General features: G+C 63.6%; 13 protein-coding genes. 7 read left to right on the forward strand and 6 right to left on the reverse strand.

Annotated features, from left to right (window positions below; genetic code table 11):
* Positions 1-121: 121 nt before the first annotated feature.
* The 5 genes from IAG25_RS20145 to IAG25_RS20165 all read left to right on the forward strand — a co-directional run bounded on the left by IAG25_RS20145 (position 122) and on the right by IAG25_RS20165 (position 4288).
* Positions 122-1129: a fatty acid desaturase gene (locus tag IAG25_RS20145; protein ID WP_187606420.1), complete on the forward strand. Its 1008-nt coding sequence runs from the start codon at positions 122-124 to the stop codon at positions 1127-1129.
* Between the two features lie 47 nt (positions 1130-1176).
* On the forward strand, positions 1177-1989 hold the full coding sequence (locus IAG25_RS20150; RefSeq protein WP_187606421.1) for a phosphate/phosphite/phosphonate ABC transporter substrate-binding protein: 813 nt from the start codon (positions 1177-1179) through the stop codon (positions 1987-1989).
* Between the two features lie 121 nt (positions 1990-2110).
* A complete protein-coding gene (locus IAG25_RS20155; RefSeq protein ID WP_187606422.1) occupies positions 2111-3106 on the forward strand; it encodes a luciferase-like monooxygenase in 996 nt (331 codons plus the stop codon).
* A 241-nt stretch (positions 3107-3347) separates the two neighbouring features.
* Entirely contained in the window at positions 3348-3593 is a 246-nt protein-coding gene (locus IAG25_RS20160; protein WP_008353523.1) for a hypothetical protein, read from the forward strand.
* Positions 3594-3958: 365 nt separating this feature from the next.
* Positions 3959-4288: an H-NS family nucleoid-associated regulatory protein gene (locus tag IAG25_RS20165; protein WP_035507515.1), complete on the forward strand. Its 330-nt coding sequence runs from the start codon at positions 3959-3961 to the stop codon at positions 4286-4288.
* A gap of 78 nt (positions 4289-4366) precedes the next feature.
* Here the strand turns inward: IAG25_RS20165 and IAG25_RS20170 are convergent, their stop codons facing one another.
* On the reverse strand, positions 4367-4558 hold the full coding sequence (locus tag IAG25_RS20170) for a hypothetical protein (protein WP_187606423.1): 192 nt from the start codon (positions 4556-4558) through the stop codon (positions 4367-4369).
* A gap of 239 nt (positions 4559-4797) precedes the next feature.
* On the opposite strand from IAG25_RS20170, the gene IAG25_RS20175 reads away from it, so the two are divergent.
* Both IAG25_RS20175 and IAG25_RS20180 read left to right on the forward strand, forming a co-directional pair.
* Positions 4798-5202 carry a helix-turn-helix domain-containing protein gene (locus tag IAG25_RS20175; protein ID WP_222946566.1) on the forward strand — a complete coding sequence of 135 codons (405 nt, stop codon included), beginning with the start codon at positions 4798-4800 and terminating at the stop codon, positions 5200-5202.
* A 52-nt stretch (positions 5203-5254) separates the two neighbouring features.
* Entirely contained in the window at positions 5255-5860 is a 606-nt protein-coding gene (locus tag IAG25_RS20180) for a copper-binding protein (protein ID WP_187606424.1), read from the forward strand.
* Between the two features lie 689 nt (positions 5861-6549).
* Here the strand turns inward: IAG25_RS20180 and rhaS are convergent.
* From rhaS to IAG25_RS20205, 5 genes are all read right to left on the reverse strand, one after another.
* Positions 6550-7563 carry a rhamnose ABC transporter substrate-binding protein gene (gene rhaS, locus IAG25_RS20185; RefSeq protein WP_187606425.1) on the reverse strand — a complete coding sequence of 338 codons (1014 nt, stop codon included), beginning with the start codon at positions 7561-7563 and terminating at the stop codon, positions 6550-6552.
* Positions 7564-7638: 75 nt separating this feature from the next.
* Complete coding sequence (locus IAG25_RS20190) at positions 7639-8643, reverse strand: ABC transporter permease (RefSeq protein ID WP_187606426.1); 1005 nt, start codon at positions 8641-8643, stop codon at positions 7639-7641.
* On the reverse strand, positions 8636-9676 hold the full coding sequence (locus IAG25_RS20195) for an ABC transporter permease (RefSeq protein ID WP_187606634.1): 1041 nt from the start codon (positions 9674-9676) through the stop codon (positions 8636-8638). Before IAG25_RS20195 ends, IAG25_RS20190 begins: the two co-directional genes overlap by 8 nt.
* Entirely contained in the window at positions 9676-11190 is a 1515-nt protein-coding gene (locus IAG25_RS20200; protein WP_187606427.1) for a sugar ABC transporter ATP-binding protein, read from the reverse strand. Before IAG25_RS20200 ends, IAG25_RS20195 begins: the two co-directional genes overlap by 1 nt.
* A gap of 11 nt (positions 11191-11201) precedes the next feature.
* A complete protein-coding gene (locus IAG25_RS20205) occupies positions 11202-12086 on the reverse strand; it encodes an amidohydrolase family protein (RefSeq protein WP_187606428.1) in 885 nt (294 codons plus the stop codon).
* Between the last annotated feature and the right edge of the window lie 4 nt (positions 12087-12090).

The following is a 12090-nucleotide window of genomic DNA, read 5'->3' on the forward strand; positions in this document are numbered from 1 at the left end:
GAATGCATGGCCAAAAATCGAATGCTTATTGCGCCGATCGCGAAATCCTTAGCCGGATTCCTTCGTTGGGACGAACAGGATGCGCCGCTAGCATGGCACTTCGCCTTCATCGATGTCCGCCATGCCCCGCTATCTCGACGACGCCCAACGCCAGGAACTCCAGCGCCAACGCGAAACCTTGCACTGGCGCAGCGAATGGCCGACGTGGGCGGTGATCGTCGCGATCTACGGCGGCTGGTTCGGCGTCGCGATAAACGCCCGCACGATCGGCCTCGTGCCATCCGTCGCGCTGCTCGCGGTGCTGTCGTGCTGGTACATGTCGCTGCAGCACGAACTGATGCACGGGCATCCGACGCGCTGGCCGCTCGTCAACATGCTCTTCGGCATCGCTCCGCTCGCGGTGTGGTTTCCCTACGAGGTCTATCGGGAGTCGCATCTGCGTCATCACGACGACGCGCATCTGACCGAACCGGGCCGCGATCCCGAAAGCTATTACGTGACGCCGGAACAGTGGGCGAGCGCGGGCCCCGTGCTGCGCGCCGCGCTCGCCGCGCGCAATACCTTCGCGGGCCGCATGCTCATCGGGCCGTGGTTCTCGATCGCGGCATCGTGGCGCGAGGCGGTGCAGGCCGTCGTCGAGCGGCGCTGGCGCATCGTCGCGAGCTGGGCGGCGCATCTCGCATCGCTCGTGCTGCTCGCGAGCTGGCTCGAAACGCGATGCGGCATTCCGTGGCGCGCGTTCGTGTTCGGCGTCGGTTATGCGTCGCTCGCGCTGGCTTCAGTGCGCTCATTTCAGGAGCATCGCGCGGCGGAGGAAGAAAGCGAACGTACGGTCGTCAACGAAGCCGCGTGGCCGTGGCGCCTGCTCTTTCTCAACAACAACTATCACGCCGTGCATCACGATCTGCCCGGCGTGCCGTGGTTCGCGCTCGGCCGGATCTATTCGCGCCGCCGCGACGCGTATCGCGCGAGCAACGGCGGTTTCGTCGTGCGCGGATACGGTGAATGGGCGATTCGCCATGCGCTCGCGCAGGCGGCGGAACCGGTGCATCCGTTCGCCGCTGCGGAATCGCCGGCCGGCCGGCGCCAGGACGCGCGCAGCGCCGATGCGGCCAGCCTCGCGAGCTGACGCGCGGCGCTGTACGATCCGTCATCGACATTCGATCTCCGCTCGCGATGCAATGGCTCGCCGCCCTGCCGATGTACAACGTCACGCCCGCGCTCGCCGCGGACTGGCGCGCGCTGCTCGCCCACGTTCGTGACCCTCTCGCGGACTGGCTGAGCGCACGCGGCGATACGCTCGAGATCGTCGATCCCGGTCCGGATCTCACTGCCTTCTGGCTGCGCGACGATGTGCTGCTCTCGCAGACCTGCGGCTATCCGCTCGTGCATGCGCTCGCGAATCGCGTGCGGCTCGTCGGCGCGCCCGACTTCGACGTCCCCGGCTGCGAAAACGGCTCGTATCGCAGCGTGATCGTCGCGGGCGGGCATGTCGCGGCGCAATCGATCGAAGGCTGCCGTGGCCTGCGCGCCACCTATAACGACGACGATTCCAACAGCGGCATGAACCTCTTCCGGCACGCCGTCGCCCCATTCGCGCACGACGGACGTTTCTTCGCCTCCGTGACGAAAACCGGCGCGCATCTGGCCTCGCTGCGTGCGCTCGTCGAGCAGCGCGCGGATGTCGCCGCGATCGACTGCGTGACGTTCGCGTTCGCGCAGTCGCATCTGCCGGAACTGACGGCCGGCGTGCGCGTGCTCGGCATGACGGCCAGTGCGGGCGCGCTGCCGTTCATCGCGTCGATGCGCGTTCCGCCTGACTCCATCGACACAATTTTTCAAGCACTCGCCGATGCGCTCGATCGCGATCCCGCGCTCGCCAGCCGCTTGCGGCTCAAAGGCGTCATACGGCGCAGCGAAGCGGACTACACGCCGATTCTCGACTACGAACGCGATGCCATCGCGCGTGGCTATCCGCGCCTCGCCTGACCGGAACGCGCCCGCCCGATCCGGCAGGTTTTCCGGAGTTTCGGCACAATCGGTTTTTTAGCGCGTGGTCTGCGGCGCGGTGTGGATGCATCGCGATCCGCCACGCTTTCGGAAAGCCGCAATGATCCCCTTCTCGCTACTCGACCTTTCTCCGGTTCCGCTCGGCTCGACACCGGCCGATGCCTTCGCCCATTCCCTCGATCTCGCCCGGCACGCCGAGCGCCTGGGTTATGTGCGCTACTGGCTCGCCGAGCATCACAACATGACGGGGATCGCCAGCGCGGCGACCGCTGTCGTGATCGGCCATATCGCGGCGGGCACCACGACGATCCGCGTCGGTTCGGGCGGCATCATGCTGCCGAATCATGCGCCGCTCGTGATTGCGGAGCAGTTCGGCACGCTCGCGTCGCTGTTTCCGGGGCGCATCGACCTCGGGCTCGGACGCGCGCCCGGAACGGACCAGACCACCGCGCGAGCGCTGCGCCGCGATATGCACGGCAGCGCGGAATCGTTCCCGGACGACGTCGTCGAATTGCAACGCTATTTCGCCGATCCGGTCGAAGGCCAGCGCGTGCGCGCGGTGCCCGGCGCCGGACTGCATGTGCCGATCTGGCTGCTCGGCTCGTCCCTCTTCTCGGCGCAACTGGCGGCCGCGCTGGGGCTGCCGTTCGCGTTCGCATCGCATTTCGCGCCGGATTACCTGCTGACCGCGCTCGAGGTCTATCGCAAGCAATTCCGCCCGTCCGCGACGCTGCAAAAGCCTTACGCGATGGTCGGCGTCAACGTCTTCGCCGCCGATACCGCCGACGAAGCGCGCTTTCACTTCACGTCGCTGCAACAGCAGTTCATCAATCTGCGTCGCGGCACGCCCGGCCAGTTGCCGCCGCCCGTCGAATCGGTGGCGTGCAGCGACGCCGAGCGCGCGGGCGTCGAGCAGGCGCTCGCGTGCTCGGTCGTCGGCGCTCCGGCCGATGTCGAAGCGGGCCTGCGCTCGGTGATCGAGCAGACGCAGGCGGACGAACTGATCATCACCGCGCAGATTTTCGATCACCAGGCGCGCCTGCGTTCGTTCGAGCTCGCGAGCCAGGCGCGCGACGCGGTCGGCAAAAGCGCGTGAACGGACGCGCCGCCGGCATAAAATAAAGGGACACAATATTCCCATGCGCCTCCCGCTGGACGCGCGCACTTTTGACAGGCAATAATGAGATACCGGAGGGTAGCGCTGGCCGCGCCGCCTTTCGCGTCCGCCTCGTTCGTCAATCTGAATCCCAATGTAGCGCGCCCGAATTTCGTGCACGCCGGTCGATGGCGCGGTGAAACAACAACAACGACGTCGCAAGACGGGAGGAAGAATGTCGATGCCGAGAAGCGCCGCAACGGGCGCCATGACGCTGCTGACGGAATACGACGATGCCAGCGGACAGGAAGTGCGTTCGCTGCGCCTCGAACCCGCGGCGGACGGCAAAGCCGTACTGCTGATTGAAATCGACGAGCGCAAACCCGGCATTCACCGCGAAGTGCGTTATGAAATAACGCCCGCGGAACTGATTGCCGCCATTCGCGCGCATGGTGCGGAATTACCGGGGGAACAACACAGTCGTTAAAACGTTTTAATACTTGCCGCAAGCAGCATACAATAGGGTTAAGCGAGGTATCGCGCGCGTGTTGCATGGCGGCGCGGGCTTCGCCATCGGTTCGTGGCTCCCCGACGTGACTTTCCGCGCGCATTCGTTTCGCGCGTCCGTCACGGCGATGCGCGGAGCGGGCGAACGTTCGCATTCGTGGCAATGCCCGCATTAAAGGCGAAGCCACCGGCGAATTAATAGGCGTGCGGTAAATACACTAATTGACGCGGAGCAAGCACTGCGTCACGCTTCATAAAACACTTATATTCGAGTCTTCGAACCGCCCCGGTCCGCGCGGGGTTTCGGTTCGTCTTCTGAAAATCAAAAGCTGAATCAGGAAAGCCGTGGACGAAAGAAAGCGAGACAGCATCATTGCGTATTTGCGCAGCCGAATGGCTGAGTTCGGCATAACGGAAAGAGCGTTGGCTGAAGCATTGGCCGAAGCGCCGGTGGTTACTCCACCGCCCTCCTTCACCAAGACCAACGGGGCTCACGGCGCGCCCAAGGCAAGACGGCCGATGCCGCAATTGCCTTTATTCCCGCACTCCGGGGATGGCGCCGCACCGATATTCCGAAACGCGAATGGCGATACGTGGGACGGCCTCGGCGATATGCCCGAGTGGCTCAAGCGCGCGGTTCACGCCGGTCAGGACATCGAGTTCTATCGCGTTTGAGAAGTCGTCGGTCATTCATCGGGACAGAAGCGGTCGACGCACGCGCGCACCCTCCGTCCCGCCGGCGAGGCCTGCACGTCACACTGAACACGCGTTGAAACGCACGCGCGCGGCATTGCACGCCGCGCCGCGCGTCTTGCGTCGTCGATCGCGCATTCGCTGCTCATCGGCAGCTTTCATAGGCAATTCGCCGACATTAATCAAGCCCAAAAAATTTTCGCCGATGGTTGCCCGTCGGGCCTGAAAACGTTTATTGGTACTTCTCTGCAAGTCGGCTCAGAAAGACGAGTCGCGCATCGGCCGACGTCAAGCACGCCCAAATCAAGTCCCGCCGTCTCCATTCGACAAGGGGGCAAACATGAACGCATACGGACGCCGCAGCGATGCACCTGGTGCTCGCGCGCATCGACGGACACAGGGACGGGCATCAGAGCCGATTGCGCTGCGCACGGTCGTGCCCGATGTCGCGGGCAATCGCTCGTAATCCGAACGATCGAGCGGCGCGCGCCATGCTCTCTCGCCCCGACACACTGCCGAGCGTCGTGCGACGCATGACGGCCGGGCGTTTGTTGCTCGATGGCGCGTCGGTCGAGGCGGTGGCCGAGGAGTTGCATCTTTCTGTGCAGACGGTGCGGCGCTACAAGGCCATCGTCACGGAAGGCGGTCTCGACGCGCTCGCGAAGATGGGCGTCGGCGGGCGCGCGTCGGTGCTCGATCGCGAGGCGCTCGACTGGATCGCCGCGGCGCTGCAGGGACCGGCACGCGAACATGGATTCGCGAGCGATACCTGGACCAATTCGCGTCTGCGCGAGTTGATCGAACGGCGTTACGGCGTGCGTTACTCGCGCGTTTATATCTGGCAGATCGCAACCAATCTTGGGCTGGGACATTTGTTGTCGAAGTCGCGCCGCTGAGGCGCTGCTTGCGACAATCAACGAAGTGCTAACTGAACACAGGAGAGAACTCATGATTCGTTCGTCAAGCCAATGGCCGCGCCGCTCCGTCACGCGTCTGGCGACTTGCGCCGCCCTCGCCTTCGCGGCGATCGGCAACTCATCGGCTCAGGATGCGGCGTCGGCTTCGACGGCACGCGGCGCGGCAGCGGTCGCGCACGTGCAGGCACGCGTGGTCGGCATCGATCCCGTGACCAACAGCGTGTCGCTGCAAGGCCCGGCTGGCCGCGTCGTGGACGTGTCGGTCAATCCCGAAATCGGCGATGTCAAGAAGCTGCAGTTGGGCGATGTCGTGAACATCGAATATCGCAGCGCGCTGCTCGTTCGCGCGGCGAAGGTGAAATCCGACGGAATCCGTCAGCGCATCGATAGCGAAGCGGCGATTCCGGCATCGGGCGGCGTGATGGCGCAGGCGCGCGTCGTCGAGGTGATCGGGACGATCGAGCGCGTCGATACGAAGAACCGACGCGTGACCTTGCGCGGGCCGAGCCATACGGTGACGCTTGAAGTCGCGCCGGATGTGTCGCTTGCGGACTTGAAGAAGGGCGATACGGTGCACGCGCAGTTCGAATCGGCGATGGCGGTGCAGGTTTTGAGGGGTGGGCAGGGGATTAAGTGAAGGCCATTGGTGCGGGGGTGGCTCACGCCGAATCCGTCGACTGACAACTCATGGGGCGTAGCGCTCGGCGCCACCTCGCGCGCGCTCGTTCGCGAGGCCGGGAGGACGGCCCCGGCCACGCCTGGCGGACTCTTGTGTGAATGTGGACATGCGCCACCCCACGTCCAAGTAGGATAAACGATCTTGTCTGGATGCCTTAGGAAATAAGTTCGACAAGAACGAAGGCGAGAGACTGCAAACCTTGGACTTATATGTCAGGCGGTCAGAACATTCGAGGACATTTAGGAATTCTCGGCTCCATCCGCGAACAACCTCCTTGCTAGTCTACGCGTCGACGTTCGTAATTCAGCGAATCGTCAGTCAAGGAGAAACACATGCAAAAAATCAAGAAACCGATTCGTGCCGTCGTAATGGCAGCGCTGGTCATTGCTCCGTTCGCTGTGTCATCGGAAACGTTCGCTTCGTCGCTTCTAGGCTTTTGGTACAGGTAAGGTACCGGCCGCCGCATATGTCGATCGGCGCGTCGTCATCGCAAACCGACTCGGTTCTGATTCGGCCATTGGAGCATCGCCTCAACTCGCTGATCACAAAGGCTTTTCCGCCACCCATCGACAACGCGGCAGCCGCTGAAAAAAGAAACGCCCCGAAGGGCGTTTCATCACACTCCCAACCTCTCGAAACCCACATCCTCAAAAATTAAAGTTATCGATATTCGCCGCATCGAACGTGGTTGGCGGCCCGAGGATCACTTCCCCGCTCTTGCCCACCGTCCGCTTGCCGAGTTTGCCCGCATCGAACGAATCGCCTTCCTTCCCGGTGATCGTCCCCGATGCGAGATTGGCCGCCGCGAACGCCGCGAGATAACCCAACTGACCCGGGTCCCACAACTGGAACGCCTTCACCGTGCCGTTCTTCACGAACGCGCGCATCTGATTGGGCGTGCCCAGGCCCGTCACGACGACCTTGCCCTTCGCCGGCGAACTCGATATATAACGCGCCGCCGCCGCGATCCCCACCGATGTCGGCGCGACGATGCCCTTCAGGTTCGGATACGCCTGCAACAGGCCCTGCGTCTCGACGAACGACTTCTGATCGTCGTCATTGCCGTAGGCGATCTTCACGAGCTTCATCTTCGAATACTCGGGCGTCTTGAGTTCCTCCTGCATCCATTTGATCCAGGTGTTCTGATTCGTCGCGTTGGGCGTCGCCGATAGAATCGCGAACTCGCCCTCGCCGCCGATCAGCTTCGACAGCAACTGAATCTGCCCGCGCCCGATCGCTTCCGAATCGGCCTGATTCACGAAGATCTGCCGGCCATCCGGCGCTGTGTCGGAATCGAAGGTCACGACCTTGATGCCCTGCGACATCGCCTTCTTCAGATACGGCACGACCGCGTTCGCATCGTTCGCCGCGATCACGATCGCGTTTTGCCGCTGCGTGATGAGCGTGTTGATATAGCTCACCTGCGACGACGCGCCCGCATCCGACGGCCCCACCACCTTGCCGTCGCCCTTCATCTCCTTGATCGCGGCCATGCCGCCGTCATCGGCGATCACCTCGTACGGATTGTTGATCTGCTTCGGCAGGAAGGCGATCTTCAAACCGCTCTTGATATCGGCGGCGCTCGCCGTCAGCGCGACGCTCGCGGCCAGCAACGCCGCCGCGAGCGCCGGGCCGCGCGGGAATCGAATGAGCTTTTTCATGTCGTAAAGTCTCCTGTCATTGCGCATGACTGCGCTGGTTTGCAACGGATACCCGCAACGGACAACATCACCGAATCAAAGCGTCTGCGCCATGAGACGCTTTTCGCGCGCCGCCCGCCAGCGCGCGACGAGATTCGGTATCAACACCGACGAGAGCAACAGCGCGCCCGTCACGATCGTGAGCGTTTCGCTCGATACATCCGCGAGCGTCAACGCGTTGCGCAACACGCCGATGATCACGAGCGACAGCAGCACGCCGATCATCGAGCCGCGTCCGCCGAAGATGCTCACGCCGCCGAACAGCACCGCCGCGATCACGGAAAGTTCGAAGCCCTCGCCGTTGTCGCCGCGCGCGCTCGTAAAACGCAACGTATAGACGATGCCAGCGAGCGCCGCCATCGCGCCCGACATCATGAATAGCTTCAGCTTCGTCTTCGCGACGTCGATGCCCGAGAACTGCGCGGCCGTCGGGTTCGCGCCGATCGCAAAGAGACTGCGACCGAAGGGCGTCGCCTGCAGCATGACCGTGAAGACGATCGCGCCTGCAATCACCAGAATGAACGGCATCGGCAGGAAGGTGTCGCCGACCGTATCGATGCCGAACGCTGTGTACGACGCCGGAAAATCCGCGATCGCCTGATCGCCGAGCAGCACGTAGGCGAGACCGCGAAACAGTGCGAGCGTGCCAATCGTAACGGCGAGCGACGGCAGCCCGAAGCGCACGATCACGAGGCCATTGAGCAGGCCCGCGAGCGTGCCGAACAGAAGCACGAGGACGATGACGAGCGGCATCGGCAAGCCCATGTGCCACAGCACGCCCATCAGCGCGCTGGATGCGCCCAGCACGGACGCCACCGACAGATCGATCTCCGCCGCGACGATGATGAGCGTCATCGGCAGCGCGATCAGCGCGATCTCGGTGAAGTCCGCGAGCATGTTCGACACATTCGCCGCCGACAAGAAGAGCGGCGACAACACACGCCCCCCGACGAGCGACACGACGAGCACGATCGCGAGCATCGCTTCCCATTGCAGATGGCGGCGCCTGGTCGTGGAGAGAGCGGAATCGGGTTTAGCCATGATCGCGTTTCCTCATCATGCGGCGCGCGACCGAGCGCGCGAGCAACGTATCGAGCGCGATCGCCGCAACGATCAGCGCGCCTTGAATCGCCTGCTGCCAGAACGGCGACACGCGCAACACCACCAGCGCGATATTGATGACGCCGAGCACGAGCGCGCCGAGCGTCGCGCCCGCGATCGTCCCGACGCCGCCCGTGATCGCGACGCTGCCCACCACCGCCGCCGCGACCACCTGCAGTTCGATGCCCTTCGCCGTGCTGGCATCGACGGTGCCGAAGCGCGCGAGCCACAGCACGCCCGCAAGCCCGGCGATCGCGCCCGAGAGCAGAAAGCCGATCATCACGCGCCGGTCCACGCGTATGCCCGCAAGGCGCGCGGCCTCGGGATTCGAGCCGATCGCATAGTGCTCGCGTCCGCCGCGATACTGCTTCAGATACACCGACAACACGATCAGCACGGCGAGCGCGATCAGCACGAGATTCGGCACGCCGAGAAGCGCGCCTGTCGCGATGGTCGCGAACGCATCGGGCAGGCTCGTCGCGTTGATCTGACCGCCGTGGACCCATGCGTAATCCGCGCCGCGCACGATATAGAGCGTGGAAAGTGTCGCGACGAGCGAAGGCACGCGTCCGAACGTGACGAGCGCGCCGTTGACCGCGCCGATCGCAAGCCCGATACCGATGCCCGCGAACATCGCGACGATCACCGGCATGTGCGGGAACATCACGAAGAGGCTGCCGACCGCATATGCCGATACGCCGACCACCGACGCCACCGACAGATCGATATGCCGCATCAGCATCACGATCGTCATGCCTGCCGTCAGCAGGCCGATGATCGACACGTTGAGCAGCACGTCGCGCAGATTCTGCAGATTGAGAAAGTCGGGCTTGACCGCGGCCGTCGCGCCGATCAACACGAGCAGCACGATGAACAGCGTCAGTTCGCGGCTCTTCGCGATCGAGACCGCGAGGCTCGTGCGTTTGGTTTCGGATGGCGGCATCGCGGGTAGCGTGGGAGAGTGTCGTGTCATCATGCTGCGCGTCCCAGTGAGTTCGGCGTTGCGCCCAAAGCCGCGCTCATCACGCGCTCTTCGTTCGCATCGGCGCGAGCGATATCCGCGCTGATGCGGCCTTCGTGCATCACGAGCACGCGATCGGCCATGCCGAGCACTTCGGGCAACTCGCTCGATATCATCAGCACGGCCATACCCTCCTTCACGAGTTCCGCAAGCGTGCGATACACCTCCGCCTTCGCGCCCACGTCGATGCCGCGCGTCGGCTCGTCGATGATGAGCACCTTCGGATTCGTCGCGAGCCATTTGCCGAGCACGACCTTCTGCTGATTACCGCCCGATAGCGTGCCGACCGGCGCTTCGAGATCGCTCGCCTTGAGCCGAAGCCGCTTGCCCCAGTCCGACGCGAGCATCGATTCGCTTTTCGCGGTGATGAGTCCGTGGCGCACAAGACGCCCGAGCACGGTCAGCGACGCGTTGCGCGCGATGCTCAGTTCCAGCGCGAGCCCTTGCGCGCGACGATCCTCCGGCACGAGCGCGAGTCCCGCGCGCACGGCCGCCGCCGGATGTCCCAGCGCGAGCTTTTTGCCCGCGATCTTCACTTCGCCGCCATCGACCGGATCGATGCCGAAGATCGCGCGCGCGACTTCGCTGCGTCCCGCGCCGACGAGCCCCGCCAGCGCGACGATCTCGCCCGCGCGCACATCGAAGGACACGTTCTTGAACACGCCTTCGCGCGTCAGATTGCGCACCGAAAGACGCACGTCGCCGGGCGCGACATCGGCTTTCGGATAGAACGTGTCGAGATCGCGGCCGACCATTTTGCTCACGATCGCATCGATGTTCATGTCCTGCGTGAGCGCGTCGTAGACCTTCATGCCGTCGCGCATGATCGTCATGCGTTGCGTCAGTGCGAACACTTCATCGAGACGATGCGTGATGAAGAGAATCGCCACGTCGCGCTCGCGCAATGCACGCACGATCGCGAAGAGCCGCTCCACTTCGGGCAGAGAAAGCGCGGCAGTCGGCTCGTCCATGATGAGCACGTTCGCATCGAGCGACAAAGCCTTTGCGATCTCGACGACCTGCTGATCCGCGATCGACAGCCCGCGCACCAGACGCTGCGCCCGCAGATTCACGCCGAGCGACGACAGCAACGTATCGACTTCGCGATGCATCTCGTCGTAGCGAATGCGGCCGAAACGGTCACGCGGCTGCCGGCCCATGTAAATGTTCTCGGCGATCGACAGGTCCGCGAAAAGCGTCGGCTCCTGATAGATCACGGCGATGCCCGCATCGCGCGCTTCGGCGGGATTGGCGAAGCGGCGCGCGATGCCTTCGACGAGCAGTTCGCCCGCATCGGGCTGATACACGCCCGCGAGCAGTTTCACCAGCGTCGATTTGCCCGCGCCGTTTTCGCCGAGCAGCGCGTGCACTTCGCCGGGAAATAGTTGCAGGCTGCCATCGCCGAGCGCGCGCACGCGGCCGAACGATTTGCTTGCATGTCTCAATTCGAGACGTGGCGTCGTCATGTCGTTACCTCTCAGATGCGATAGATGCGTTCTGCGTTGCGCACGAAAAGCGCTTGTTTCTCGCTCTCGCTCGCATCGCCGACAATGTGCGCATACGCGTTCCACAACGCCGTGTACGTGCCGAACAGCCGATCCACCGGAAAGTTCGATGCGAACATCGCGCGGTCGATGCCGAACGTGTCGATGGTTTCGTGCACGTAAGGACGCAGGCTCTCGATGGTCCAGTCATGATCGAACATCGCGAAGCCGCTCACCTTCACCGCGACGTTCGGGCACGCGGCCAGCATGCGCATGCCTTCGCGCCACGCGCGATAGCCGTGCGTCGAGTTGCGGTCCACGAACATGCCCGCGTGATTGACGATGAATTGCGTGTCCGCATGCTCGCGCGCGAGTTGCGCGGCCTCTTCCATCTGCGATGGATAAAGTTGCAGATCGAACGACATGTCGAAACGCTTCAGCAAACCAAAGTGCTTGCGCCATTGCGGCTCGCGCATGTAATGACGCCCGACATAGTCGTACAGCTTGTTGTCATGCACGTTGAGAATCTGGCGGATGCCGCGCGTATTGGCGAACGCCGCATGTGCTTCGAGCACCTGTTCGGCGTTGTCCGCCGACAAGTCCGCGCCCGCGACGATGCCGTTCGGCATGCCGTCCTTATCCGCTATCGATTGCAGCCAGCGTGTTTCCTCGACGGGATCGGCGGGATCGTGATTCGCATCGACGTGCACGAGCTTCAACACGTCGATGTCTTCAGCATCGCGCAGCAGATCCGCCAGCAGATAGTCGTGCCGCAAGTCGCGCGCGTCGCCGACGAACGATGTCTGCGGATTCGCGAGCCAGGGGTAATGATGCGTCTTGAGGTCCCACAGATGAATGTGCGGATCGACGACCTGCATGATG

The organism is Caballeronia sp. EK, from assembly GCF_014384845.1.
Lineage (GTDB): Bacteria > Pseudomonadota > Gammaproteobacteria > Burkholderiales > Burkholderiaceae > Caballeronia > Caballeronia jiangsuensis.

Excerpts from the sequence above, each read along its gene's own strand:
- IAG25_RS20145 (WP_187606420.1), top strand. The coding sequence starts at position 122 with ATGCCCCGCTATCTCGACGACGCCCAACGCCAGGAACTCCAGCGCCAA.
- IAG25_RS20150 (WP_187606421.1), top strand. The coding sequence starts at position 1,177 with ATGCAATGGCTCGCCGCCCTGCCGATGTACAACGTCACGCCCGCGCTC.
- IAG25_RS20155 (WP_187606422.1), top strand. The coding sequence starts at position 2,111 with ATGATCCCCTTCTCGCTACTCGACCTTTCTCCGGTTCCGCTCGGCTCG.
- IAG25_RS20160 (WP_008353523.1), top strand. The coding sequence starts at position 3,348 with ATGCCGAGAAGCGCCGCAACGGGCGCCATGACGCTGCTGACGGAATAC.
- IAG25_RS20175 (WP_222946566.1), top strand. The coding sequence starts at position 4,798 with ATGCTCTCTCGCCCCGACACACTGCCGAGCGTCGTGCGACGCATGACG.
- IAG25_RS20180 (WP_187606424.1), top strand. The coding sequence starts at position 5,255 with ATGATTCGTTCGTCAAGCCAATGGCCGCGCCGCTCCGTCACGCGTCTG.
- rhaS (WP_187606425.1), bottom strand. The coding sequence starts at position 7,563 with ATGAAAAAGCTCATTCGATTCCCGCGCGGCCCGGCGCTCGCGGCGGCG.
- IAG25_RS20190 (WP_187606426.1), bottom strand. The coding sequence starts at position 8,643 with ATGGCTAAACCCGATTCCGCTCTCTCCACGACCAGGCGCCGCCATCTG.
- IAG25_RS20195 (WP_187606634.1), bottom strand. The coding sequence starts at position 9,676 with ATGACACGACACTCTCCCACGCTACCCGCGATGCCGCCATCCGAAACC.
- IAG25_RS20200 (WP_187606427.1), bottom strand. The coding sequence starts at position 11,190 with ATGACGACGCCACGTCTCGAATTGAGACATGCAAGCAAATCGTTCGGC.
- IAG25_RS20205 (WP_187606428.1), bottom strand. The coding sequence starts at position 12,086 with ATGCAGGTCGTCGATCCGCACATTCATCTGTGGGACCTCAAGACGCAT.